This is a genomic window from Enterobacter sp. BNK-16 (assembly GCF_048684955.1).
Classification (GTDB): Bacteria; Pseudomonadota; Gammaproteobacteria; order Enterobacterales; family Enterobacteriaceae; genus Enterobacter; species Enterobacter bugandensis.
The window spans coordinates 4,441,322-4,464,822 of sequence record NZ_JBLQTQ010000001.1 but is presented as its reverse complement, the minus strand read 5'-3'; the positions used below and the strand labels follow the sequence as shown (position 1 = coordinate 4,464,822).

Sequence of the window (23,501 nt, the reverse complement as noted above, 5' to 3'; positions counted from 1 at the left end):
TTATGCACGAGAATCAACAACCACAAACCGAGGCTTTTGAGCTGAGTGAAGCAGAGCGTGCCGCCATTGAGCACGAGATGCACCACTACGAAGACCCGCGTGCGGCGTCCATTGAAGCGCTGAAAATCGTACAGAAACAGCGTGGTTGGGTGCCGGATGGGGCGATCTATGAGATCGCGAAAGTGCTGGGTATTCCGGCAAGCGACGTAGAAGGCGTGGCCACGTTCTACAGCCAGATCTTCCGTCAGCCGGTTGGCCGCCATGTGATCCGCTACTGTGACAGCGTGGTCTGCCACATCACCGGTTACCAGGGCATTCAGGCTGCGATTGAGAAGAAGCTCAATATCAAGCCGGGCCAGACCACGTTCGATGGACGCTTTACTCTGCTGCCAACCTGCTGCCTGGGTAACTGCGACAAGGGGCCGACCATGATGATTGATGAGGATACTCACAGCCATCTGACGCCGGAAGCGATTCCTGACCTGCTGGAGCAGTACAAATGAAAACTGTAATTCGTACTGCTGAGACGCATCCGCTGACCTGGCGTCTGCGTGATGACAAACAGCCGGTATGGCTCGACGAATACCAGAGCAAAAACGGCTATGCCGGTGCGCGTAAAGCCCTTGGCGGCATGGCGCCGGACGACATCGTTAACGCGGTAAAAGAGTCTGGCCTGAAAGGCCGCGGCGGCGCGGGCTTCTCCACCGGTTTGAAGTGGAGCCTGATGCCAAAAGACGAATCCATGAACATCCGTTACCTGCTGTGTAACGCCGATGAAATGGAACCGGGCACCTATAAAGACCGCCTGCTGATGGAACAGCTGCCGCACCTGCTGGTGGAAGGCATGCTGATCTCCGCGTTCGCGCTGAAAGCGTACCGTGGCTACATCTTCCTGCGCGGTGAGTACATCGAAGCAGCGGAAAACCTGCGTCGTGCGATTGCCGAAGCCACCGAAGCGGGACTGCTGGGCAAAAATATTCTGGGCACCGGGTTTGACTTCGAGCTGTTCGTGCACACCGGTGCCGGGCGTTACATCTGCGGTGAAGAAACTGCGCTGATTAACTCCCTGGAAGGCCGCCGTGCGAACCCGCGTTCCAAGCCACCGTTCCCGGCAAGCTCCGGCGTGTGGGGTAAACCGACCTGCGTAAACAACGTCGAGACCCTTTGCAACGTTCCGGCTATCCTCGCCAACGGCGTGGAGTGGTATCAGGGCATCTCCTCAAGCAAAGATGCCGGTACCAAGCTGATGGGCTTCTCCGGTCGCGTGAAGAACCCTGGAGTCTGGGAACTGCCGTTCGGTACCACCGCACGCGAAATTCTTGAAGACTACGCTGGCGGCATGCGCGATGGCCTGAAATTCAAAGCCTGGCAGCCGGGTGGGGCAGGGACAGACTTCCTGACCGAAGCCCACCTTGATCTGCCGATGGAATTCGAAAGCATTGGTAAAGCAGGCAGCCGTCTGGGTACGGCGCTGGCGATGGCCGTCGACCACGAGATCGGCATGGTATCGCTGGTGCGTAACCTGGAAGAGTTCTTCGCCCGTGAGTCCTGCGGCTGGTGTACACCGTGCCGTGATGGTCTGCCGTGGAGCGTGAAGATCCTGCGCGCCATCGAGCGCGGCGAAGGCCAGCCTGGCGATATCGAGACGCTTGAGCAACTGTGTCGATTCTTAGGGCCAGGTAAAACCTTCTGCGCCCACGCACCGGGTGCCGTCGAGCCGCTGCAGAGCGCGATTAAATATTTCCGCGACGAATTCGAAGCAGGCATCAAGCAGCCGTTCAGCAATACCCATTCGATCAATGGTATTCAGCCGAACCTGCTGAAAGCGCGCTGGTAACGACAAGAATTTTGATTAACGCTCGGTTTCGACTGAGCCAACTGGAAGCATGCTAATGGCTACGATTCATGTAGACGGCAAAGAATACGAAGTCAACGGGGCGGACAACCTGCTGGAAGCTTGTCTGTCTCTTGGCCTCGATATTCCGTACTTTTGCTGGCATCCGGCGCTGGGCAGCGTCGGTGCTTGCCGCCAGTGTGCGGTGAAGCAATATCAAAACGCGGAAGACACGCGTGGTCGCCTGGTAATGTCCTGTATGACGCCAGCCACCGAAGGCACCTTTATTTCGATTGATGACGAAGAAGCCAAACAGTTCCGTGAAAGCGTGGTGGAGTGGTTGATGACCAACCACCCGCACGACTGTCCGGTTTGTGAAGAGGGCGGTAACTGCCACCTTCAGGATATGACCGTGATGACCGGTCACAGCTTCCGTCGCTATCGCTTTACCAAGCGTACCCACCGTAACCAGGATCTGGGGCCGTTCATCTCTCACGAAATGAACCGCTGCATCGCCTGCTACCGCTGCGTGCGTTACTACAAAGACTACGCGGACGGTCAGGATCTGGGCGTGTATGGCGCACACGATAACGTCTACTTCGGCCGTCCGGAAGACGGCGTGCTGGAGAGCGAATTCTCCGGTAACCTGGTAGAAATCTGCCCGACCGGCGTCTTCACGGATAAAACCCACTCCGAGCGCTACAACCGTAAATGGGACATGCAGTTTGCGCCAAGCATCTGCCAGCAGTGTTCCCTCGGCTGTAACACCAGCCCGGGTGAGCGCTACGGCGAACTGCGTCGTATCGAAAACCGTTACAACGGTACCGTTAACCACTACTTCCTGTGCGACCGCGGTCGTTTCGGCTATGGCTATGTGAACCTGAAAGACCGTCCGCGTCAGCCGGTTCAGCGCCGTGGCGACGACGTTATTACCCTGAACGCTGAACAGGCGATGCAGGGCGCGGCAGATATTCTGCGCCAGTCGAAGAAAGTGATCGGCATCGGCTCCCCGCGCGCCAGTATCGAAAGCAACTTCGCGCTGCGCGAGCTGGTCGGGGCGGAAAACTTCTATACCGGTATCGCCCAGGGCGAACAGGAACGTCTGCAGCTGGTACTGAAAGTGCTGCGTGAAGGCGGTATCCATACCCCTGCGCTGCGCGAAATTGAATCCTATGATGCGGTCCTGGTGCTGGGTGAAGACCTGACGCAGACCGGCGCCCGCGCGGCTCTGGCGGTTCGTCAGGCGGTGAAGGGTAAAGCACGTGAAATGGCAGCGGCGCAGAAAGTGGCTGACTGGCAGATTGCGGCGATCCTCAACATCGGCCAGCGCGCGAAGCATCCTCTGTTTGTGACCAACGTCGACAACACCCGTCTGGACGATATCGCGGCGTGGACCTACTGCGCGCCGGTTGAAGACCAGGCGCGCCTGGGCTTTGCCATTGCCCACGCGCTGGACAACAGCTCACCGGCCGTTGAGCTGGGTCGCGACCTGCAAAACAAGGTCGACGTGATTGTTCAGGCCCTGGCAGGTGCGAAGAAACCGCTGATTATCTCCGGAACCAACGCCGGTAGCGCTGAAATCATTCAGGCCGCCGCGAACGTTGCCAAAGCCCTGAAAGGCCGCGGTGCAGACGTCGGCGTGACCATGATTGCCCGTGCGGTAAACAGCATCGGTCTCGGCATGATTGGCGGCGGCTCGCTGGAAGAAGCGTTAAGCGAACTGGAATCCGGTTCCGCTGACGCCGTGGTGGTGTTGGAAAACGATCTGCATCGTCATGCGTCTGCCGCTCGCGTTGACGCCGCGCTCTCCAAAGCGCCGCTGGTGATGGTGATTGACCATCAGCGCACCGCGATCATGGACAAAGCGCACCTGGTGCTCTCTGCGGCAAGCTTCGCAGAAAGCGACGGTACCGTTATCAACAACGAAGGCCGCGCCCAGCGTTTCTTCCAGGTTTATGACCCGGCGTACTACGACAGCAACACCGTGATGCTGGAAAGCTGGCGCTGGCTGCACTCCCTGCACAGCACCGTGCAGAGCCGTGAAGTGGACTGGACGCAGCTCGACCACGTTATCGACGCGGTGGTGGAAAAACTGCCTCAGCTGGCAGGCATTAAAGATGCCGCACCTGAAGCAAGCTTCCGCATCCGCGGCCAGAAGCTGGCGCGTGAACCGCACCGCTACAGCGGCCGTACCGCGATGCGTGCCAACATCAGCGTACACGAACCGCGCCAGCCGCAGGATAAAGACACCATGTTCGCCTTCTCCATGGAAGGGAACAACCAGCCGTCTGCCCCGCGTTCGCAAATCCCGTTCGCATGGGCTCCGGGCTGGAACTCCCCGCAGGCGTGGAACAAGTTCCAGGCTGAAGTGGGCGGCTCCCTGCGCCACGGCGATCCGGGCGTGCGTCTGATTGAAGCTTCCGAAACCGGTCTGGACTTCTTCACCACCGTACCGGCGAGCTTCCAGGCGCAGGACGGTAGCTGGCGTATTGCCCCGTACTACCACCTGTTCGGTAGCGACGAGCTGTCCCAGCGTTCACCGGTCTTCCAGACCCGTATGCCGCAGCCGTACATCAAGCTCAACCCGGCGGATGCCGCGAAGCTTGGCGTTAACGCGGGCGCGAACATCGCCTTTAGCTATGACGGCCAGACCATCAGCCTGCCGCTGATTATTTCTGAAAATCTGACAGCAGGGCAGGTCGGTCTGCCGATGGGTATGCCTGGCATCGCGCCGGTTCTGGCGGGTGCGCGTCTTGATAATCTGCAGGAGGCAAAAGCATGAGTTGGTTAACGCCGGATCTTATCGACATCCTGCTGAGCATTCTGAAAGCGATTGTTATCCTGCTGGTGGTGGTCACCTGCGGCGCGTTCATGAGCTTTGGTGAACGTCGTCTGCTCGGTCTGTTCCAGAACCGTTACGGACCGAACCGCGTGGGCTGGGGTGGTTCACTCCAGCTGGTCGCGGACATGATCAAGATGTTCTTTAAAGAGGACTGGATCCCGCGCTTCTCGGATCGCGTGATCTTTACTCTGGCACCGATGATCGCCTTCACCTCGCTGCTGCTGGCGTTTGCTATCGTTCCGGTCAGCCCGACCTGGGTGGTCGCTGACCTGAACATCGGCATTCTGTTCTTCCTGATGATGGCTGGTCTCGCGGTTTACGCGGTCCTGTTCGCAGGCTGGTCCAGTAACAACAAATACTCGCTGCTGGGCGCGATGCGTGCTTCCGCGCAGACGCTGAGCTACGAAGTGTTCCTGGGGCTCTCCCTGATGGGCGTGGTGGCGCAGGCCGGTTCATTCAACATGACCGACATCGTCAACAATCAGGCCGACATCTGGAACGTTATCCCGCAGTTCTTTGGGTTTATTACCTTTGCTATCGCGGGCGTGGCCGTGTGTCACCGTCACCCGTTTGACCAGCCGGAAGCCGAACAGGAACTGGCCGACGGTTACCACATTGAATATTCCGGCATGAAGTTCGGTCTGTTCTTTGTGGGCGAGTACATCGGTATCGTCACCATTTCCGCGTTGATGGTAACGCTGTTCTTTGGTGGCTGGCATGGCCCGTTCTTACCGCCGTTCATCTGGTTCGCGCTGAAAACCGCGTTCTTCATGATGATGTTCATTTTGATTCGCGCAGCGTTACCGCGTCCACGTTATGACCAGGTAATGTCCTTCGGCTGGAAAGTGTGCCTGCCGCTGACGCTCGTCAACTTGTTGGTAACGGCAGCTGTCATTCTCTGGCAGCAGCCATAAGGGGCTATAGACCATGACCTTAAAAGAATTACTGGTAGGTTTCGGTACCCAGGTACGCAGTATCTGGATGATCGGCCTGCACGCGTTTGCTAAACGCGAAACCCGGATGTACCCGGAAGAGCCGGTATATCTGCCGCCGCGCTACCGTGGCCGTATCGTGCTGACGCGCGACCCGGACGGTTCCGAGCGCTGCGTTGCCTGTAACCTGTGTGCGGTAGCGTGTCCGGTCGGCTGTATCTCTCTGCAGAAAGCAGAGACGGTAGACGGCCGCTGGTACCCTGAGTTCTTCCGCATCAACTTCTCACGCTGCATCTTCTGCGGTCTGTGTGAAGAAGCGTGCCCAACCACGGCGATTCAGCTGACTCCAGACTTCGAGCTGGGTGAGTACAAGCGTCAGGACCTGGTGTACGAGAAAGAGGATCTGCTGATTTCCGGTCCGGGCAAATACCCGGAATATAACTTCTACCGGATGGCGGGTATGGCAATCGACGGCAAAGATAAGGGCGAAGCAGAGAACGAAGCTAAGCCTATCGACGTCAAGAGCCTGTTACCGTAAGGAGAGGGCAATGGAATTCGCTTTTTATATCTGTGGCCTTATCGCCATCCTGGCTACGCTGCGAGTGATTACGCACACCAATCCGGTGCATGCGCTGCTGTACTTAATCATTTCGCTGCTGGCTATTTCCGGGGTGTTTTTCGCGCTGGGCGCGCACTTCGCCGGTGCGCTGGAGATCATCGTTTACGCCGGGGCCATCATGGTGCTGTTCGTGTTCGTAGTGATGATGCTGAACCTGGGCGGCTCTGAAATTGAGCAGGAACGTCAGTGGTTAAAACCGCAGGTGTGGATTGGCCCGGCAATTTTGTCGGCCATCATGCTGGTGGTGATCGTTTACGCCATTCTGGGCGTGAACGATCAGGGCATCGACGGCACGCCAATTGGTGCGAAAGAGGTGGGTATCACGCTCTTTGGCCCATACGTTCTGGCGGTAGAACTGGCCTCTATGCTGCTGCTGGCAGGCCTGGTTGTGGCTTTCCACGTTGGCCGCGAAGAGCGTGCTGGCGAGGTGCTGAGCAACCGCACTGACGACCGCGCGAAAAGAAAAACGGAGGAGCGCGCATGATCCCCTTAACACATGGACTGATCCTCGCTGCGATTTTATTCGTTCTGGGTCTGACCGGTCTGGTTATCCGCCGTAATCTGCTGTTTATGCTGATCGGCCTGGAAATCATGATTAACGCCTCCGCGCTGGCCTTCGTGGTCGCCGGAAGCTACTGGGGCCAGACCGATGGTCAGGTGATGTACATTCTCGCCATCAGCCTCGCGGCTGCTGAAGCGAGTATTGGCCTGGCGCTGTTGCTGCAGCTCCATCGTCGCCGCCAGAATCTGAACATCGATTCAGTAAGTGAGTTGCGTGGATGAACATGCTTGCCTTAACCATTATTTTTCCGCTGATTGGCTTCGTGCTGCTGGCGTTTTCTCGCGGCCGCTGGTCTGAGAATCTGTCCGCGACCGTTGGCATGGGCTCTGTCGGCCTGGCCGCGCTGGTCACAGCGTATGCGGGTATCGACTTCTTTAACAACGGACGCCAGCCTTTCAGCGTGCCGCTGTGGACCTGGATGTCGGTCGGTGATTTCAACATCGGTTTCAACCTGGTGCTGGACGGTCTCTCCCTGACCATGCTCTCCGTGGTCACCGGCGTCGGCTTCCTGATCCACATGTTCGCCTCCTGGTATATGCGCGGTGAAGAGGGTTACTCCCGCTTCTTCGCCTACACCAACCTGTTTATCGCCAGCATGGTGGTTCTGGTGCTGGCCGATAACCTGCTGCTGATGTATCTGGGCTGGGAAGGCGTGGGCCTGTGCTCTTACCTGCTGATCGGTTTCTACTATACCGATCCGAAGAATGGCGCAGCGGCCATGAAAGCGTTCGTCGTGACCCGCGTGGGTGACGTCTTCCTCGCTTTCGCGCTGTTCATTCTTTACAACGAACTGGGCACGCTGAACTTCCGCGAAATGGTGGAACTGGCGCCAGCGCACTTCGCCGCAGGCAACAACATGCTGTGGTGGGCAACGCTGATGCTGCTGGGTGGTGCCGTGGGTAAATCCGCGCAGCTGCCGCTGCAGACATGGCTGGCCGACGCGATGGCGGGTCCAACCCCTGTCTCCGCGCTGATCCACGCCGCGACCATGGTCACCGCCGGTGTTTACCTGATTGCGCGTACTCATGGCCTGTTCCTGATGACCCCGGAAATTCTGCATCTGGTGGGTATCGTCGGTGCGGTCACGCTGGTGCTGGCAGGCTTTGCCGCGCTGGTTCAGACCGACATCAAGCGCGTTCTCGCGTACTCCACCATGAGCCAGATTGGCTACATGTTCCTGGCGCTGGGCGTTCAGGCGTGGGACGCGGCCATTTTCCACCTGATGACGCACGCGTTCTTCAAAGCGCTGCTGTTCCTCTCATCCGGTTCCGTGATTCTGGCCTGCCATCACGAGCAGAACATCTTCAAGATGGGCGGACTGCGTAAGTCCATCCCGCTGGTCTACGTCTGCTTCCTGGTGGGCGGCGCGGCGCTGGCGGCACTGCCGCTGATCACCGCGGGCTTCTTCAGTAAGGACGAAATCCTTGCGGGTGCCATGGCGAATGGTCATATCAATCTGATGGTTGCGGGTCTGGTCGGTGCGTTCATGACCTCCCTGTATACCTTCCGTATGATTTTCATCGTATTCCACGGTAAAGAACAAATTCACGCTCACGCAGGGAAGGGGATTACCCACCACCTGCCGCTGATTGTGCTGCTGGTACTCTCCACCTTCGTTGGCGCGATGATTGTGCCTCCGCTGCAGGGCGTACTGCCGGCGACAACCGAGCTTGAGCACGGTCGTGTTCTGACGCTTGAAATCACCTCCGGTGTGGTCGCTATCGCGGGTATCCTGATTGCGGCATGGCTGTGGCTGGGCAAACGTACGCTGGTCACTGCCGTGGCCAACAGTGCGCCGGGCCGCCTGATGGGCACCTGGTGGTACAACGCGTGGGGCTTCGACTGGCTGTACGACATGATCTTCGTTAAGCCGTTCCTGGGCATCGCGTGGCTGCTGAAGCGCGACCCGCTGAACAGCCTGATGAACATCCCGGCGATCCTTTCCCGCTTTGCAGGTAAAGGCCTGCTGTACAGCGAGAACGGTTACCTGCGCTGGTATGTGGCGTCCATGAGCATCGGTGCGGTTGTGGTGCTGGCGCTGCTGATGGTATTGCGTTGATCGTTAAGTGAATTTTATTCGAATTCGTTGAAAATCAGGCCCCTGCTGGGGGCCTTAAAAAGGAATGTAAATCGCCATGTTACTACCCTGGCTAATATTAATTCCCTTCATCGGCGGCTTCCTGTGCTGGCAGACCGAACGCTTTGGCGTGAAGATGCCGCGCTGGATCGCGCTGATCACCATGGGATTGACGCTCGCGCTTGGCCTGCAACTGTGGTTGCAGGGCGGTTACTCACTGACCCAGTCTGCGGGCATTCCGCAGTGGCAGTCTGAGTTCATCCTGCCGTGGATCCCGCGTTTCGGCATTACGATCCACCTGGCGATTGACGGTCTGTCGCTGCTGATGGTGGTGCTGACCGGTCTGCTTGGCGTTCTGGCGGTACTCTGCTCCTGGCGAGAAATCGAAAAATACCAGGGCTTCTTCCACCTGAACCTGATGTGGATCCTGGGCGGCGTGATCGGCGTGTTCCTTGCCATCGACATGTTCCTGTTCTTCTTCTTCTGGGAGATGATGCTGGTGCCGATGTACTTCCTGATCGCGCTGTGGGGCCACAAGGCGTCCGACGGTAAAACGCGTATCACGGCGGCAACCAAGTTCTTCATCTATACCCAGGCGAGCGGTCTGGTAATGCTGATTGCCATTCTGGCGCTGGTGTTCGTTCATCACAACGCAACCGGCACCTGGACCTTCAACTACGAAGACCTGCTGAAGACGCCAATGTCACACGGCGTTGAATACCTGCTGATGCTGGGCTTCTTCATTGCCTTCGCGGTGAAAATGCCGGTGGTTCCTCTGCACGGCTGGCTGCCAGACGCGCACTCCCAGGCACCAACGGCGGGTTCCGTTGACCTGGCGGGCATCCTGCTGAAAACGGCGGCCTACGGTCTGCTGCGTTTCGCACTGCCGCTGTTCCCGAATGCCTCCGCGGAGTTCGCACCGATTGCCATGTGGCTGGGTGTGATCGGTATCTTCTACGGTGCCTGGATGGCCTTCACGCAATACGACATCAAGCGTCTGATTGCTTATACCTCCGTTTCCCACATGGGCTTCGTGCTGATTGCTATCTACACCGGCAGCCAGCTGGCGTACCAGGGCGCGGTGATCCAGATGATTGCGCACGGTCTGTCCGCAGCCGGTCTCTTCATCCTGTGCGGCCAACTGTACGAACGTCTGCACACCCGCGACATGCGTATGATGGGTGGTCTGTGGAGCAAAATTAAATGGCTGCCAGCGCTCTCCATGTTCTTCGCGGTGGCTACCCTGGGGATGCCGGGTACCGGTAACTTCGTCGGCGAATTCATGATTCTGTTCGGCAGCTTCAAAGTGGTACCGGTGATTACCGTGATCTCCACCTTTGGTCTGGTGTTCGCTTCCGTGTACTCGCTGGCGATGCTGCACCGCGCTTACTTCGGTAAAGCGAAGAGCGAAATTGCTGCACAAGAACTGCCGGGGATGTCGCTGCGTGAGCTGTTCATCATCCTGCTGCTGGTCGTACTGCTGGTGCTGTTGGGCTTCTTCCCGCAGCCGATTCTGGATACCTCGCACAGCGCGATGGGCAATATCCAGCAGTGGTTTGTTAATTCTGTTTCTACTACAAGGCCGTAATTCGCCATGACAATAACTCCACAACAACTGATCGCGCTGCTACCGCTGCTGATCGTCGGATTGACGGTGGTGGTTGTGATGCTCTCCATTGCGTGGCGACGCAATCACTTCCTGAATGCCACGCTGTCGGTCATCGGCCTGAATGCCGCGTTAGTCTCACTCTGGTTTGTTGGCCAAGGCGGGGCGATGGACGTCACCCCGCTGATGCGCGTTGACGGTTACGCCATGCTGTATACCGGGCTGGTGCTGCTGGCGAGCCTGGCAACCTGTACCTTTGCTTACCCGTGGCTTGAAGGCTACAACGACAACAAAGAAGAGTTTTACCTGCTGGTTCTGATTGCCGCGCTGGGCGGTATTCTGCTGGCGAATGCCAACCATCTGGCCGCGCTGTTCCTCGGTATTGAGCTGATCTCTCTGCCGCTGTTCGGCCTGATTGGTTACGCCTTCCGTCAGAAGCGCTCTCTGGAAGCGAGCATCAAGTACACCATTCTGTCTGCTGCCGCGTCGTCCTTCCTGCTGTTTGGTATTGCGCTGCTGTACGCACAGTCCGGTAACCTCTCCTTCATGGCGCTTGGCAAGAGCCTCGGCGACGGCATGCTCCATGAGCCGCTGCTGCTGGCGGGTCTGGGCATGATGATCGTTGGCCTCGGCTTCAAGCTCTCTCTGGTTCCGTTCCACCTGTGGACGCCAGACGTATACCAGGGGGCGCCTGCTCCGGTGTCGACCTTCCTGGCGACGGCGAGCAAAATCGCTATCTTCGGTGTGGTCATGCGTCTGTTCCTGTACGCGCCGGTGGGTGATAGTGAAGCCGTTCGCGTGGTGCTGGGCATCATCGCGTTCGTCTCCATCATCTTCGGTAACCTGATGGCGCTGAGCCAGACCAACATCAAGCGTCTGCTGGGCTACTCGTCCATCTCTCATCTGGGCTACCTGCTGGTGGCGCTGATTGCGCTGCAGAGCGGTGAGATGTCGATGGAAGCCGTGGGCGTGTATCTGGCCGGTTACCTGTTCAGCAGCCTCGGCGCCTTCGGCGTGGTGAGCCTGATGTCCAGCCCGTACCGTGGTCCGGATGCCGATTCACTGTTCTCCTACCGTGGTCTGTTCTGGCACCGTCCAATTCTGTCCGCGGTAATGACCGTGATGATGCTCTCTCTGGCGGGTATCCCGATGACGCTGGGCTTTATCGGTAAGTTCTACGTGCTGGCCGTCGGTGTGCAGGCGCACCTGTGGTGGCTGACTGCCGGTGTCGTTATCGGCTCCGCGATTGGCCTCTACTACTACCTGCGTGTGGCCGTGAGCCTGTACCTGAGCGCGCCTCAGCAGCTCAACCGTGATGCTCCAGGCAACTGGCAGTACAGCGCCGGTGGTATCGTGGTGCTTATCTCCGCGCTGCTGGTGCTGATCTTCGGTATTTATCCGCAGCCGCTGATTGATATCGTGCAGCGAGCGATGCCATTAATGTAAAAACAAAAAACCCGCCTCGGCGGGTTTTTTATGGTTTGCGCCCTCTCCCTGTGGGAGAGGGATGGGGTGAGGGCACCAGCCCGCACAGGACTTAAGCCAGCTGCTTCCTGCTTATAAGCGGCCCGCCAATCTTCTTCATCGAACGATCCAGCACTTCCTCAATCACCGACGACAGCTCGTTCAGCTCAAACTTCGCCACGTACCCGTCCGCCTTCACCTTGCGAATATGATCTTCGTTGGCGTTGCCGGAAAGGGAGGAGTGGATCACTACCGGAATATCCTTCAGTACCGGGTCGGTTTTGATTTTGCGCGTCAGCGTAAATCCGTCCATCTCCGGCATTTCGAGGTCGGTCAGCACCAGAGCGATCTTATCGGTGATCGGCACGCCCTCAGCCTGTGCCTGTGCGGCCAGCACGCCAATTTTTTCCCACGCGTCTTTGCCGGTGATGTGCAGCTGCGCCGGGATCTCCATCGCCTGCAGACCTTTCTCCAGCATCGAACGCGCCACTTTGGAATCTTCCGCCACAATCGCGACTGCGCCTGGCTTGATGTTGAACTTGGTGGTTTTCAGATTGGTGGCGTGCAGATCGTGGTTGGCCGGGGTGATGTCATAGAGGATCTGCTCAACGTCCAGCACCATCGCCAGATCGTTGGTATCCGTTTTCTCATCCAGGCAGGCAATGCTGGTGATATAGCGGCCGCTGACGGCGGTCTCCGCGGCGTGCACCTGCTTCCAGTCCAGACGCATGATGTTTTCAACCGACTCCACGGCAAAGGCCTGTACGCTGCGGGCATATTCGGTGATAAGCAGGATGTTCAGCCCGGTGGTAGGCTTACAGCCCGCCACGGCGGCCAGATCGATCACCGGGATCACCTGATCGCGAATATTCACCATCCCCATCAGCGGTGATTTCATCCCGGCGGGTTTTGTGAATTCCGGCATCGGCACAATCTCACGCAGCTTAAAGACGTTAATGCCAAACAGCTCGGATTTATTTTCGTTCAGAGAGGTGCCAAGACGGAACAGCAACAGTTCAAAACGGTTCGACAGGGTGAGATTCGCCCTGTCATCAATATCTTTCTGGAAATTATCCATTCTACCCTCGAGAGAAATGCTGACCTTTTAATCGTTATCGGCATTCTGAGAGAAAAATGAAGGGCTAAACGCTGACCTTAGCGAAATCTTCGGCCAGCTCGCACGCCGGGAACACCGCCAGGCACTCTGCCAGCAGGCTTGCACAGCCCCGCGCGTCGTAGCGCGAGCTGACGTGGGTAACGATGAGCCTCCCGACGCCCGCGTCACGGGCAAGCTGTGCCGCCTGACGCGTGGAGCTATGCCCCCGGCTGTTGGCTTTCTCTTCCATCGCCGTTTCAAGCGTCGCTTCGTGCACCATCACGTCCACGCCCTGGGCAAGCTGAAGGGCGGCAGGGCACGGGGCCGTGTCGCCAAAGATAGCCAGCTTCTTGCCCGGCTCGGGCGCGGCGAGATAATCCTGACCGTTGATGACGCGACCGTCCTCCAGCGTGACGGTCTCGCCGTGCTTCAGGCGCTGGAACAGCGGTCCGGGTTTTACGCCAGCGGCCATCAGCGCGGCGGCGTCCAGCGCGCCGGGTTTGTCATGCGCTTCAATGCGATAGCCATAGCACTCAACGGGATGATTCAGCGGCTGAGCGCTCACCTTATAATCACCGTCATCGAAAACCAGTCCTTCGCTAATCTCAACGATCTCCAGCGGATAATCCGTCCATGACCCGCTCAGGCGCAGCGCGGTTTCAACAAATTCACGCACACCCGCAGGCCCGTAAATCGTCAGCGGATTGGCGTTGCCGGCCATGGAGCGGCTGCACAGCAGGCCCGGCAGGCCAAACAGATGGTCGCCGTGCAGGTGAGTAATAAAAATTTTATCCAGCTTGCCGGGGTGATACGCGGTGTGCAGCAACTGATGCTGCGTCCCTTCACCGCAGTCAAACAGCCACAGCCCGCCGCGGGTGGGGTGCTTAAGATCCAGCAGAATTGCCGTCACGTTTCGTGAGCGGGTTGGCACGCCAGCGGACGTACCCAGAAAAATCAGTTCCATAACGCAATCAGCCCTTTGCCGAACGGGGAGGGGTTTAGTATAACGTGGTGAACCCCAGGAAGGAGAAAGAGATGATCCAGTGGCAAGATTTACATCATAGTGAGCTCACCGTTCATTCGCTCTACGCGCTGCTTAAACTGCGCTGCGAAGTGTTTGTGGTTGAACAGACGTGCCCGTATCAGGACATCGACGGCGATGACCTCGTTGGCCAAAACCGCCATATCCTCGGCTGGAAGGATAACGAGCTGGTGGCGTATGCGAGGATTCTGAAAAGCGAGGACGATGTCGAGCCCGTGGTGATAGGCCGGGTCATTATCAGCGGTCACGCGCGGGGTGAGAAACTGGGCTATCAGCTGATGGAAAAAACGCTGGAGTCATGCCAGAAACAATGGCCGGACAAGGCGTTATACCTGGGAGCGCAGGCGCACCTGCAATCCTTCTATGGTCATTTCGGTTTTATGCCGGTCACCGAGGTGTACGACGAAGACGGTATTCCGCACATCGGCATGGCGCGGGAAGCGAAACAGGCGTAATGGCGCGTCGTTGTCTATAGTTAGCGGACTGGTGTACTAACATGGAGAAAAATATGTCATTTCAATCCTGGGATACCCGTATCGACGACGACCTGACCTTACTGAGCGAAACGCTGGAAGAGGTGTTACGTTCCTCGGGCGACCCTGCCGATCAGAAATATATCGAGCTGAAAGCCCGTGCCGAGCAGGCGCTCCACGACGTTAAAAACCGCGTCAGCCATGCGTCTGATACATACTACTACCGCGCCAAAAAAGCGGTTTATCGTGCCGATGATTACGTCCATGAAAAACCGTGGCAGGGCATTGGGGTGGGCGCAGCCGTAGGGCTGGTGCTGGGTCTGCTGCTGGCCCGTCGTTAAGCCGTTTAACCACTCCCTATACGTGGGTACTGATATTTCTTATGGTACCCCGTATAATATGAGGTTTTAACAGGGAGAGGTTCGCGTGAATTCGATTTTCCTCGCGCTGGAACAATTGCGTAGCCATCTTTCGCAAGCGTTACCTGCCACATCCGGCCTGCGTCATTTCGACGTCTCTTTCCCGTTAAACGATGCCTTCGATCCCCTCGCCTGGCTGGGCGAGCAGCAGTGCTATCCCCAGTTTTACTGGCAACAGCGTAACGGCGATGAAGAGCTGGCCGCGCTGGGAGCGGTGGTCCAATTCTCCTCTCTGGCGTTAGCATCGCAGTTTTTAAGTGCGCAACACGCCCCTGATGATACCCGAATCTGCGGCCTTAACGCGTTTAACCCGGAGCAGGGCAGCCTCTTTTTACCGCGTCTGCTGTGGCGACGTACCGCTGGCAACGCCACGTTGCGTCTGCAGCTGTGGAGCGACAGCTCGCTTGAGGACGATGCCGACACCGCGCGGGCGTTCTTACAGCAACTGCTTCCCGCCAGACCGATCCGTCCGCTCTCCGTGCAGGTTGAGCGCGAAACCCATCACCCGGAAAAACCGCAATGGCTTAGCCTTATCGGCAAAGCGACAGAGACGATTGCACGCGGTGATTTCGAAAAGGTCGTTCTCGCCCGAGCCACCGACCTGCAGTGTAAACAGCGCGTTAACCCCGTCGCGCTGATGGCCGCCAGCCGCGCCCTGAATTTAAACTGCTATCATTTCTGCATGATATTCGACGCCAGCAACGCGTTTCTCGGCTCCACGCCCGAGCGTCTCTGGCGGCGGCGCGGCAAGCTGCTGCGCACCGAAGCGCTGGCGGGCACCGTCGCCAGCCATACTGACGATAAACAGGCGCAGCGTCTGGGCGAGTGGCTGCTGAATGACGATAAAAACCAGCGCGAAAATATGCTGGTGGTGGAAGATATCTGCCAGCGTCTTCAACACCATACGCAGACGCTGGAGGTGTTGCCGGCTCAGGTCGTCCGCCTGCGCAAAGTGCAGCACTTACGCCGCTGTATCTGGACCGAGCTCAAGCAGGCCGACGATGAGCTGTGCCTGCACGTGCTACAGCCGACGGCGGCGGTTGCCGGGCTTCCGCGACAGCCAGCGCGCGAGTTTATTCAGCACGTTGAACCCTTTAACCGCGAGTGGTACGCCGGTTCGGCCGGGTATTTATCCCCCGAACAAAGCGAATTCTGCGTGGCGCTGCGCTCGGCGCGCGTACAGGAAGACGCTCTGCGGCTTTACGCCGGAGCGGGCATTGTCAGCGGCTCTGACCCGGAGCAGGAGTGGCAGGAGATCGAAAACAAAGCCGCCGGATTGCGCTCTCTGCTCCTAAGGGATTAATACTGATTCGCGCAATCCCGATTCATATCAAAATTCCAATTTTTTCTATTATTTATACTGTGTCGCATTCTTGATACCGGACAATCTCATGTCAGTAAGTTCTTTTAACCGACGCTGGGCGGCGGTGATCCTTGAAGCCCTGACGCGCCATGGCGTCAGGCACGTGTGTATTGCACCGGGTTCTCGCTCAACGCCGCTGACGCTGGCGGCGGCTGAAAACCGGGCGTTTGTTCACCACACCCACTTTGACGAGCGAGGTCTGGGACATCTCGCGCTCGGGCTGGCGAAGGTCAGCAAAGAACCCGTGGCGGTGATTGTCACTTCCGGTACCGCCGTGGCGAACCTCTATCCGGCCCTGATTGAAGCCGGGTTAACAGGTGAAAAACTGATCCTGCTGACGGCCGACCGTCCGCCTGAGCTAATCGACTGCGGCGCCAATCAGGCCATTCGCCAGCCCGGACTTTTTTCTACGCACCCTTCGCAGACGGTTTCGTTACCGCGTCCCACCCAGGATATTCCTGCAAGCTGGCTGGTCTCCACCGTCGATCACGCCATGGCGACATTGCGCAGCGGGGCGCTGCATATCAACTGCCCGTTTGCCGAGCCGCTGTACGGCGAGCTGGACGATACCGGCCTTGATTGGCAGCGATCGCTCGGCAACTGGTGGCAGAGCGAAAAGCCGTGGCTGCGCGAGCAGACGCATCTTGAGAGCGCGAAACAGCGCGACTGGTTCTTCTGGCGGCAGAAGCGAGGCGTGGTCATCGCCGGGCGCATGAGCGCCGCCGAAGGCAGGCTGGTCGCTGAATGGGCGCAAACCCTCGGCTGGCCGCTGATTGGCGACGTGCTTTCCCAGACCGGCCAGCCGCTGCCGTGCGCCGATCTCTGGCTGGGTAACGCGAAAGCGGTTACTGAGCTTTCGCAGGCGCAGATTGTGGTCCAGATCGGCGCAAGCCTGACCGGAAAACGTCTGCTGCAGTGGCAGGCGACCTGCACGCCGGAAGAGTACTGGGTGGTGGACGCGCTGGAAGGGCGGCTCGACCCGGCGCACCATCGCGGCCGTCGTCTGGTGAGCAAAATTGATAGCTGGCTGGAACTGCACCCGGCGGAAAAACGTCAGCCCTGGGCGGTAGCGATCCCTGAGCTGTCGCGTCAGGCGTGGGAAATCACCAAAGCGCGCTGTGAGACATTCAGCGAGGCCGGGCTGGCGCACCGTATTCGCCAATACCTGCCAGAACAGGGGCAGCTGTTTGTCGGCAATAGCCTGGTCGTGCGGCTGATCGATGCCTTTTCGAAGCTGCCGGTGGGCTACCCGGTGTACAGCAACCGCGGTGCCAGCGGCATCGACGGGCTGATCTCGACGGCGGCGGGGGTGCAGCGCGCCAGCGCGAAATCAACGCTGGCGATCGTGGGCGATCTCTCCGCGCTCTACGATCTCAACGCGCTGGCGCTACTGCGTCAGGCGTCCGCGCCGTTTGTGCTGATTGTGGTCAACAACAACGGCGGGCAGATTTTCTCCCTGTTGCCAACGCCCCAGAGCGAGCGCGAGCGCTTCTACCTGATGCCGCAGAACGTGCAGTTTGAACACGCCGCGGCGATGTTCAGCCTGAAATACCATCGCCCGGAAAGCTGGGAACAGCTGGAAGCGGCGTTAAGCACCGCCTGGAAGCAGCCGGGCGCGACGCTGATTGAGCTGGTGGTGAACGAGGCCGATGGCGCGCAGACCCTGCAAAGCCTGCTGGCTCAGGTGAGCCAGCTGTGATCCTCTCGGGCGTGCAGCAGGCCGGAAAACCAGGCTATCCTTGGCTGGTCTTTTTGCACGGTTTTTCCGGCGACTGCCGCGAGTGGCAGGCTGTCGGGAAGCAACTCGGCGAGTATTCCCGGCTCTATCTTGACCTGCCGGGCCACGGTGCGTCCGGGGATATTGCCGTGACGGGGTTCGACGAGATGAGCACGTTACTTACCCGAACTCTGCTTAGTTACAACATACTGAACTACTGGCTGGTGGGGTACTCCCTCGGCGGCCGCATTGCGATGTTTCATGCCTGCCAGCAGCCAAAGGGGCTGCTGGGGGTGATCGTTGAGGGTGGACATCCGGGCCTTCCGGTTGAGGATGAGCGTCACGCGCGGTGGACATCCGACCGCCGCTGGGCGACGCGTTTTCGCACCGAACCGCTGGAAAAGGTCTTTACCGACTGGTATCAACAGCCGGTATTTGCTTCCCTCACTGACCACCAGCGCAAGGCGCTTATTGCCCTGCGCAGCCAGAACAACGGCGCGACGCTGGCGAAGATGCTCGAAGCAACGTCGCTGGCCGTGCAGCCCGATTTGCGTGCCGCGATTAGCGTATGCAATTTCCCTTTTGACTATCTCTACGGTGAACGTGACCAGAAGTTCGCGGCCCTGGCCGCTGAACTGGACGCCGTTCGCCATGCGATTCCAAACGCCGGACACAACGCCCACCGGGAAAACCCCATCGCGGTTGCCGCGAGTCTGGCTCAGATACTGCGTCTTCGAATAAAGGACACTCTATGATCTATCCTGATGAACACATGCTTTATGCGCCGGTTGAATGGCAGGACTGCTCCGAAGGCTACACCGACATTCGTTACCACAAATCCGCCGACGGCATTGCCAAAATCACCATCAACCGTCCGCAGGTGCGTAACGCCTTCCGTCCGCTGACTGTCAAAGAGATGATTCAGGCCCTGGCGGATGCGCGCTACGACGACAGTATCGGCGTGATCGTGCTGACCGGTGAAGGCGAGAAGGCCTTCTGCTCCGGTGGCGATCAGAAGGTGCGCGGCGACTACGGTGGATACCAGGACGATGCGGGTACGCACCACCTGAACGTGCTGGATTTCCAGCGCCAGATCCGCACCTGTCCGAAACCGGTGGTGGCGATGGTGGCGGGCTACTCCATCGGCGGCGGCCACGTGCTGCACATGATGTGCGACCTGACCATCGCTGCTGAAAACGCCATCTTCGGCCAGACCGGCCCGAAAGTGGGCTCCTTCGACGGCGGCTGGGGTGCCTCTTACATGGCGCGCATCGTCGGGCAGAAAAAAGCCCGTGAAATCTGGTTCCTGTGCCGCCAGTACAACGCACAGGAAGCGCTGGATATGGGCCTGGTGAATACCGTGGTGCCGCTTGCCGATCTCGAAAAAGAGACCGTGCGCTGGTGCCGCGAGATGCTGCAAAACAGCCCGATGGCGCTGCGCTGCCTGAAAGCGGCACTTAATGCCGACTGTGACGGTCAGGCGGGTCTGCAGGAGCTGGCGGGTAACGCCACCATGCTGTTCTACATGACCGAAGAGGGTCAGGAAGGACGCAACGCGTTTAACGAAAAACGCCAGCCGGACTTCAGCAAATACAAACGGAACCCGTAATGCGTCGCGCGCAGGTTTACCGCTGGCAGATACCGATGGACGCGGGCGTGGTGCTGCGTGAACGGCGTTTAAAAACCCGTGACGGCTTCTTCGTGCATTTGCAGCAGGGCGAGCGGGAAGGCTGGGGCGAGATTTCGCCTCTGCCGGGCTTTAGCCTGGAGTCGCTGGATGAGGCGCAGTCTGCATTGCTGACGTGGGTAAAGGCGTGGCGTGAGGGCGCAAACCCGGCATTACCGGACGCGCGTTCCGCCGCCTTTGGCATCAGCTGCGCGCTGGCGGAGCTGGACGGTAGCCTGCCGGAAGAGGCTAACTATCGCGCGGCACCGCTCTGCACGGGCGACCCGGACGAGCTGTTCGCGCTGCTCGCCGCCATGCCGGGCGAGAAAGTGGCGAAAATCAAAGTCGGTCTCTACGAAGCGGTGCGTGACGGCATGGTCGCCAACCTGCTGCTGGAAGCAATCCCCGATCTGCACCTGCGTCTGGATGCCAACCGCGCGTGGACGCCGCTTAAGGCGCAGCAGTTCGCCAGGTACGTCAACCCGGCGTACCGCAGCCGCATTGCCTTCCTCGAAGAACCGTGCAAAACCCGCGATGACTCGCGCGCCTTTGCCCGCGAAACGGGGATCGCCATCGCCTGGGATGAAAGCCTGCGCGAGGACGATTTTGAATTTGTCGCCGAGCCCGGCGTCAGCGCGGTGGTGATTAAGCCGACGCTAACCGGCAGCCTGGCGAAGGTGCGCGAGCAGGTCTCGGCGGCGCACGCGCTGGGGCTGACGGCGGTGATCAGCTCGTCGATAGAGTCCAGCCTGGGGCTGACCCAGCTGGCGCGCATTGCCGCCTGGTTAACGCCGGACACGGTTCCCGGCCTCGACACGCTGAACCTGATGCAGGCTCAGCTTCTCCGCGAGTGGCCTGCCAGCACGCTGCCGTGCCTCGACGCAGAGGCGCTGGAGCCGTTGCTATGAGTTTTACCGACTGGCCCTGGCGTCACTGGCGCGCGCTTTTTGCCGATAAACCGGCCCTGAGGCTGAATGATGAAGCGCTCACCTGGCAGCAGTTGTGCGTGCGCGTCGACCGCCTTGCGGCAGGGTTTCACCAGCAGGGCGTGGCGGAGGGCGACGGCGTACTGCTGCTGGCCTATAACCACCCGCAAACGCTGCTGGCATGGCTGGCGCTGCTTCAGTGCGGGGCACGTATTCTTCCCGTTAATCCGCAGCTGCCGCGCCCGCTGCTCGACGTGCTGATCCCGCAGATGACGCTGCGCTTTGCGCTGGTGCTGGACGGCAGCTACGACGGCCTTCATGGCCTGAGCATGTGCGAGCCAGCGGATGCGTACTGCGCTGCGTGGCAGCCGTCGCGGCTGGCCACCATGACGCTCACCTCCGGCTCCACCGGGCTACCGAAGGCGGCGGTGCATACCTGCGCCGCCCATCTTGCCAGCGCCCGCGGCGTGCTGTCGCTGATGCCCTACGGGGATAATGACGACTGGCTGCTTTCGCTGCCGCTGTTTCACGTTTCCGGCCAGGGAATTTTATGGCGCTGGCTGCAGGCCGGTGCGCGCTTAACCGTGCGCGAGAAGCAGCCGCTGGAACAGGCGCTACGCGGCTGCACCCACGCCTCGCTGGTGCCGACCCAGCTCTGGCGTCTCCTGAATAGCGAAAGCCACATCGCACTGAAAGCGGTGCTGCTCGGCGGGGCGGCCATTCCCGTGACGCTGACGCAAAAGGCCCGGGAACAGGGCGTTCGGACGTACTGCGGCTACGGCCTCACCGAGTTTGCCTCTACCGTCTGCGCAAAAGAGGCTGACGGCGATCCGGACGTGGGCCGTGCGCTGCCGGGCAGAGAGGTGCAGGTCGTTAACGGTGAAGTCTGGATCAAAGCGCAGAGCATGGCTTCCGGCTACTGGCGGGACGGCGCGCTGATACCGCTGACCAACGCGCAGGGCTGGTTTGCCACTCGCGATCGCGGGGAATGGCATGGCGACCGTCTGACGATTTTAGGCCGCATGGACAATCTCTTTTTCAGCGGTGGAGAGGGGATCCAGCCGGAATCGCTGGAGCGCGTTATCGCCGCGCATCCGCAGATTAATCAGGTGTTTATCGTCCCGCTGGATGACGCCGAGTTTGGACAGCGTCCGGTGGCGGTGGTGGAGTGCGAGCCGGGAACGGATATCACCCGTTTCCCGACCTGGGTACAGGGCAGGCTGGCGCGCTTTGAGCAGCCCGTTCACTGGCTGGTGCTGCCGGCTGAGCTAAAAACTGGCGGGATTAAGATCTCCCGCCAGGCGTTAAAGCAGTGGGTCAATGCCCAGCTGTCCGTATAGTTAGCCGATATCCGGCTCCGGTTTGCGCTGGCGACGACGCAGCAGGCGCAACACCGGCGGCACCACAATCACCATGACCGCGAGCGCTAACAGAACCTTCGCGACGCTGCTGTCCCACAGTATCGACACATTACCGTTGCTGATGGACAGGGCGCGGCGCAGGTTCTGCTCCAGCATCTCACCCAGCACAAAGCCCAAAATCAGCGGAGACATTGGGAAGTGCATTTTTCGCAAGATGTAGCCGAACACGCCGAGGACCACCATCAGCACCAGGTCAAACGTGGTGCTGTGCACCGCGTAAACCCCCACCGCAGAGACGGCGGCAATGGCGGGCACCAGGAACCACAGCGGAATCGTCAGCATGCGGGTGAACAGCCCAATCAGCGGGATATTCATCACCAGCAGCATCACGTTGGCGATCAGCAGCGCGGCAATCAGCCCCCAGACAATATCAGGCTGCTCGGTAAACATCGCCGGGCCGGGCGTGATGTTATAGAGCGTCAGCGCGCCCATCATCACCGCCGTGGTGCCGGATCCCGGCACGCCCAGGGTCAGCATCGGGATAAACGAGCCGCAGGCCGAGGCGTTATTGGCCGCCTCAGGCGCGGCGACGCCGCGAATATCGCCTTTACCAAAGCTGTCGCTATTGCCGCTGAGCTTCTTCTCGGTCATGTAGGTGATGGCGCTGGCGATAGTGGCCCCGGCGCCCGGCAGGATGCCGACGAAGAAGCCAATCACCGACGAGCGCAGCGTGGCGCCGATGCACTGCGCGCCCTCTTTAGCGCTAAAGAGCATCCGGCCGGTTTTGCGCACCAGCGTCTGTCCGCTGCTGGTATGCTCCAGCATCAGTAAGATCTCAGAGACAGAGAACAGGCCGATCACGACGACAATGAACTGCACGCCATCGGACAGGTGAACGCTGTCGAAGGTAAAGCGATAGACCCCGGTGTTGGCATCCACACCGACGGTGGCTAACCCTAAGCCAATCAGCGCGGATAAAAACGACTTCAGCGGATTTTGCGCCATCATGCTGCCGAGGCAGGCAATGGCGAACACCATCAGGGCAAAATATTCTGCCGGACCAAACGCCAGCGACCACTGGGCCAGCGCAGGAGCGAACAGAATGATGCCGCCAATGGCAATCAGTGAGCCAAAGAATGAACTGACCGCAGAGATGGAGAGCGCCACGCCGCCGCGTCCCTGCCGCGCCATTGGGTAGCCGTCCAGCGCGGTCATGATCGCCGCCGCATCCCCCGGCACGTTAAGCAGGATCGACGAAATGCGTCCGCCATATTCACAGCCGATGTAGACCGTTGCCAGCAGGATCAGTGCCGATTCCGCAGGCAGATGCAGGGCAAACGCCAGCGGGAGTAAAATCGCCACGCCGTTGATCGGCCCAAGGCCCGGCAGCAGGCCGACAATTGTGCCCACGAAACAGCCGATCAGGGCGATCACCAGGTTTTCCGGGGTCATCGCCACGGCGAACCCCTGCGAGAGGTAAATCCAGGTATCCATAGCGTGCT

The 23,501-nt window shown here is 59.3% G+C and carries 21 protein-coding genes; 18 read left to right on the top strand and 3 right to left on the bottom strand.

Annotated features, from left to right (window positions below; translation table 11 throughout):
- Nucleotides 1-2 precede the first annotated feature (2 nt).
- From nuoE to nuoN, 10 genes are all read left to right on the top strand, one after another.
- Complete coding sequence (gene nuoE / locus ACMGGH_RS21430) at nucleotides 3-503, top strand: NADH-quinone oxidoreductase subunit NuoE (RefSeq protein WP_006176513.1); 501 nt, start codon at nucleotides 3-5, stop codon at nucleotides 501-503.
- On the top strand, nucleotides 500-1,837 hold the full coding sequence (gene nuoF / locus ACMGGH_RS21425) for an NADH-quinone oxidoreductase subunit NuoF (protein ID WP_003861487.1): 1,338 nt from the start codon (nucleotides 500-502) through the stop codon (nucleotides 1,835-1,837). Before nuoE ends, nuoF begins: the two co-directional genes overlap by 4 nt.
- 55 nt (nucleotides 1,838-1,892) lie before the next feature.
- Nucleotides 1,893-4,616, top strand: a complete 2,724-nt coding sequence (gene nuoG, locus ACMGGH_RS21420; protein WP_232948400.1) for an NADH-quinone oxidoreductase subunit NuoG — start codon at nucleotides 1,893-1,895, stop codon at nucleotides 4,614-4,616.
- Nucleotides 4,613-5,590, top strand: coding sequence for an NADH-quinone oxidoreductase subunit NuoH (nuoH, locus tag ACMGGH_RS21415; RefSeq protein WP_008500211.1), 978 nt, complete (start codon nucleotides 4,613-4,615; stop codon nucleotides 5,588-5,590). Before nuoG ends, nuoH begins: the two co-directional genes overlap by 4 nt.
- Before the next feature lie 13 nt (nucleotides 5,591-5,603).
- Nucleotides 5,604-6,146 carry an NADH-quinone oxidoreductase subunit NuoI gene (gene nuoI / locus ACMGGH_RS21410; protein ID WP_003861491.1) on the top strand — a complete coding sequence of 181 codons (543 nt, stop codon included), beginning with the start codon at nucleotides 5,604-5,606 and terminating at the stop codon, nucleotides 6,144-6,146.
- A gap of 10 nt (nucleotides 6,147-6,156) precedes the next feature.
- Entirely contained in the window at nucleotides 6,157-6,711 is a 555-nt protein-coding gene (gene nuoJ, locus ACMGGH_RS21405; RefSeq protein ID WP_008500212.1) for an NADH-quinone oxidoreductase subunit J, read from the top strand.
- On the top strand, nucleotides 6,708-7,010 hold the full coding sequence (gene nuoK / locus ACMGGH_RS21400) for an NADH-quinone oxidoreductase subunit NuoK (RefSeq protein WP_003861496.1): 303 nt from the start codon (nucleotides 6,708-6,710) through the stop codon (nucleotides 7,008-7,010). The genes nuoJ and nuoK overlap by 4 nt, the downstream gene beginning before the upstream one ends.
- The gene (nuoL, locus tag ACMGGH_RS21395; protein WP_232948401.1) at nucleotides 7,007-8,848 is read left to right on the top strand and encodes an NADH-quinone oxidoreductase subunit L; all 1,842 of its coding nucleotides are present in this window, start codon (nucleotides 7,007-7,009) and stop codon (nucleotides 8,846-8,848) included. Before nuoK ends, nuoL begins: the two co-directional genes overlap by 4 nt.
- Before the next feature lie 76 nt (nucleotides 8,849-8,924).
- Nucleotides 8,925-10,454, top strand: coding sequence for an NADH-quinone oxidoreductase subunit M (gene nuoM / locus ACMGGH_RS21390; protein ID WP_008500214.1), 1,530 nt, complete (start codon nucleotides 8,925-8,927; stop codon nucleotides 10,452-10,454).
- 6 nt (nucleotides 10,455-10,460) lie between these two features.
- A complete protein-coding gene (gene nuoN, locus ACMGGH_RS21385) occupies nucleotides 10,461-11,918 on the top strand; it encodes an NADH-quinone oxidoreductase subunit NuoN (RefSeq protein WP_028013929.1) in 1,458 nt (485 codons plus the stop codon).
- A 91-nt stretch (nucleotides 11,919-12,009) separates the two neighbouring features.
- Here the strand turns inward: nuoN and ACMGGH_RS21380 are convergent, their stop codons facing one another.
- Both ACMGGH_RS21380 and rbn read right to left on the bottom strand, forming a co-directional pair.
- Nucleotides 12,010-13,014: a chemotaxis protein gene (locus ACMGGH_RS21380; protein WP_028013927.1), complete on the bottom strand. Its 1,005-nt coding sequence runs from the start codon at nucleotides 13,012-13,014 to the stop codon at nucleotides 12,010-12,012.
- A gap of 64 nt (nucleotides 13,015-13,078) precedes the next feature.
- On the bottom strand, nucleotides 13,079-13,996 hold the full coding sequence (gene rbn, locus ACMGGH_RS21375; protein ID WP_232948402.1) for a ribonuclease BN: 918 nt from the start codon (nucleotides 13,994-13,996) through the stop codon (nucleotides 13,079-13,081).
- 71 nt (nucleotides 13,997-14,067) lie between these two features.
- On the opposite strand from rbn, the gene ACMGGH_RS21370 reads away from it, so the two are divergent.
- The 8 genes from ACMGGH_RS21370 to menE all read left to right on the top strand — a co-directional run bounded on the left by ACMGGH_RS21370 (nucleotide 14,068) and on the right by menE (nucleotide 21,978).
- Nucleotides 14,068-14,529 carry a GNAT family N-acetyltransferase gene (locus tag ACMGGH_RS21370; protein WP_232948403.1) on the top strand — a complete coding sequence of 154 codons (462 nt, stop codon included), beginning with the start codon at nucleotides 14,068-14,070 and terminating at the stop codon, nucleotides 14,527-14,529.
- A gap of 53 nt (nucleotides 14,530-14,582) precedes the next feature.
- Nucleotides 14,583-14,888 carry a stress response protein ElaB gene (gene elaB / locus ACMGGH_RS21365; RefSeq protein WP_028013924.1) on the top strand — a complete coding sequence of 102 codons (306 nt, stop codon included), beginning with the start codon at nucleotides 14,583-14,585 and terminating at the stop codon, nucleotides 14,886-14,888.
- An 85-nt stretch (nucleotides 14,889-14,973) separates the two neighbouring features.
- Nucleotides 14,974-16,269: an isochorismate synthase MenF gene (menF, locus tag ACMGGH_RS21360; RefSeq protein ID WP_232948404.1), complete on the top strand. Its 1,296-nt coding sequence runs from the start codon at nucleotides 14,974-14,976 to the stop codon at nucleotides 16,267-16,269.
- A gap of 88 nt (nucleotides 16,270-16,357) precedes the next feature.
- Nucleotides 16,358-18,028 (top strand): 2-succinyl-5-enolpyruvyl-6-hydroxy-3-cyclohexene-1-carboxylic-acid synthase, encoded by a 1,671-nt coding sequence (gene menD, locus ACMGGH_RS21355; RefSeq protein ID WP_232948405.1) that lies wholly within the window; start codon nucleotides 16,358-16,360, stop codon nucleotides 18,026-18,028.
- Nucleotides 18,025-18,801: a 2-succinyl-6-hydroxy-2,4-cyclohexadiene-1-carboxylate synthase gene (gene menH / locus ACMGGH_RS21350; protein WP_232948406.1), complete on the top strand. Its 777-nt coding sequence runs from the start codon at nucleotides 18,025-18,027 to the stop codon at nucleotides 18,799-18,801. The genes menD and menH overlap by 4 nt, the downstream gene beginning before the upstream one ends.
- A complete protein-coding gene (menB, locus tag ACMGGH_RS21345) occupies nucleotides 18,798-19,655 on the top strand; it encodes a 1,4-dihydroxy-2-naphthoyl-CoA synthase (RefSeq protein WP_028013920.1) in 858 nt (285 codons plus the stop codon). The genes menH and menB overlap by 4 nt, the downstream gene beginning before the upstream one ends.
- The gene (menC, locus tag ACMGGH_RS21340) at nucleotides 19,655-20,620 is read left to right on the top strand and encodes an o-succinylbenzoate synthase (RefSeq protein WP_232948407.1); all 966 of its coding nucleotides are present in this window, start codon (nucleotides 19,655-19,657) and stop codon (nucleotides 20,618-20,620) included. The genes menB and menC overlap by 1 nt, the downstream gene beginning before the upstream one ends.
- Entirely contained in the window at nucleotides 20,617-21,978 is a 1,362-nt protein-coding gene (gene menE / locus ACMGGH_RS21335; RefSeq protein ID WP_232948408.1) for an o-succinylbenzoate--CoA ligase, read from the top strand. Before menC ends, menE begins: the two co-directional genes overlap by 4 nt.
- Here the strand turns inward: menE and ACMGGH_RS21330 are convergent, their stop codons facing one another.
- Complete coding sequence (locus tag ACMGGH_RS21330; protein ID WP_041908947.1) at nucleotides 21,979-23,493, bottom strand: tripartite tricarboxylate transporter permease; 1,515 nt, start codon at nucleotides 23,491-23,493, stop codon at nucleotides 21,979-21,981.
- Nucleotides 23,494-23,501 lie beyond the last annotated feature (8 nt).

Bases quoted from the DNA above. Each gene is read 5' to 3' on its own strand.
- rbn (WP_232948402.1), bottom strand. From the start codon at position 13,996: ATGGAACTGATTTTTCTGGGTACGTCCGCTGGCGTGCCAACCCGCTCA.
- menD (WP_232948405.1), top strand. From the start codon at position 16,358: ATGTCAGTAAGTTCTTTTAACCGACGCTGGGCGGCGGTGATCCTTGAA.
- nuoF (WP_003861487.1), top strand. From the start codon at position 500: ATGAAAACTGTAATTCGTACTGCTGAGACGCATCCGCTGACCTGGCGT.
- ACMGGH_RS21380 (WP_028013927.1), bottom strand. From the start codon at position 13,014: ATGGATAATTTCCAGAAAGATATTGATGACAGGGCGAATCTCACCCTG.
- nuoI (WP_003861491.1), top strand. From the start codon at position 5,604: ATGACCTTAAAAGAATTACTGGTAGGTTTCGGTACCCAGGTACGCAGT.
- nuoG (WP_232948400.1), top strand. From the start codon at position 1,893: ATGGCTACGATTCATGTAGACGGCAAAGAATACGAAGTCAACGGGGCG.
- nuoK (WP_003861496.1), top strand. From the start codon at position 6,708: ATGATCCCCTTAACACATGGACTGATCCTCGCTGCGATTTTATTCGTT.
- ACMGGH_RS21330 (WP_041908947.1), bottom strand. From the start codon at position 23,493: ATGGATACCTGGATTTACCTCTCGCAGGGGTTCGCCGTGGCGATGACC.
- nuoE (WP_006176513.1), top strand. From the start codon at position 3: ATGCACGAGAATCAACAACCACAAACCGAGGCTTTTGAGCTGAGTGAA.
- elaB (WP_028013924.1), top strand. From the start codon at position 14,583: ATGTCATTTCAATCCTGGGATACCCGTATCGACGACGACCTGACCTTA.
- nuoH (WP_008500211.1), top strand. From the start codon at position 4,613: ATGAGTTGGTTAACGCCGGATCTTATCGACATCCTGCTGAGCATTCTG.
- nuoN (WP_028013929.1), top strand. From the start codon at position 10,461: ATGACAATAACTCCACAACAACTGATCGCGCTGCTACCGCTGCTGATC.
- menE (WP_232948408.1), top strand. From the start codon at position 20,617: ATGAGTTTTACCGACTGGCCCTGGCGTCACTGGCGCGCGCTTTTTGCC.
- ACMGGH_RS21370 (WP_232948403.1), top strand. From the start codon at position 14,068: ATGATCCAGTGGCAAGATTTACATCATAGTGAGCTCACCGTTCATTCG.
- nuoL (WP_232948401.1), top strand. From the start codon at position 7,007: ATGAACATGCTTGCCTTAACCATTATTTTTCCGCTGATTGGCTTCGTG.
- nuoM (WP_008500214.1), top strand. From the start codon at position 8,925: ATGTTACTACCCTGGCTAATATTAATTCCCTTCATCGGCGGCTTCCTG.
- nuoJ (WP_008500212.1), top strand. From the start codon at position 6,157: ATGGAATTCGCTTTTTATATCTGTGGCCTTATCGCCATCCTGGCTACG.
- menB (WP_028013920.1), top strand. From the start codon at position 18,798: ATGATCTATCCTGATGAACACATGCTTTATGCGCCGGTTGAATGGCAG.
- menC (WP_232948407.1), top strand. From the start codon at position 19,655: ATGCGTCGCGCGCAGGTTTACCGCTGGCAGATACCGATGGACGCGGGC.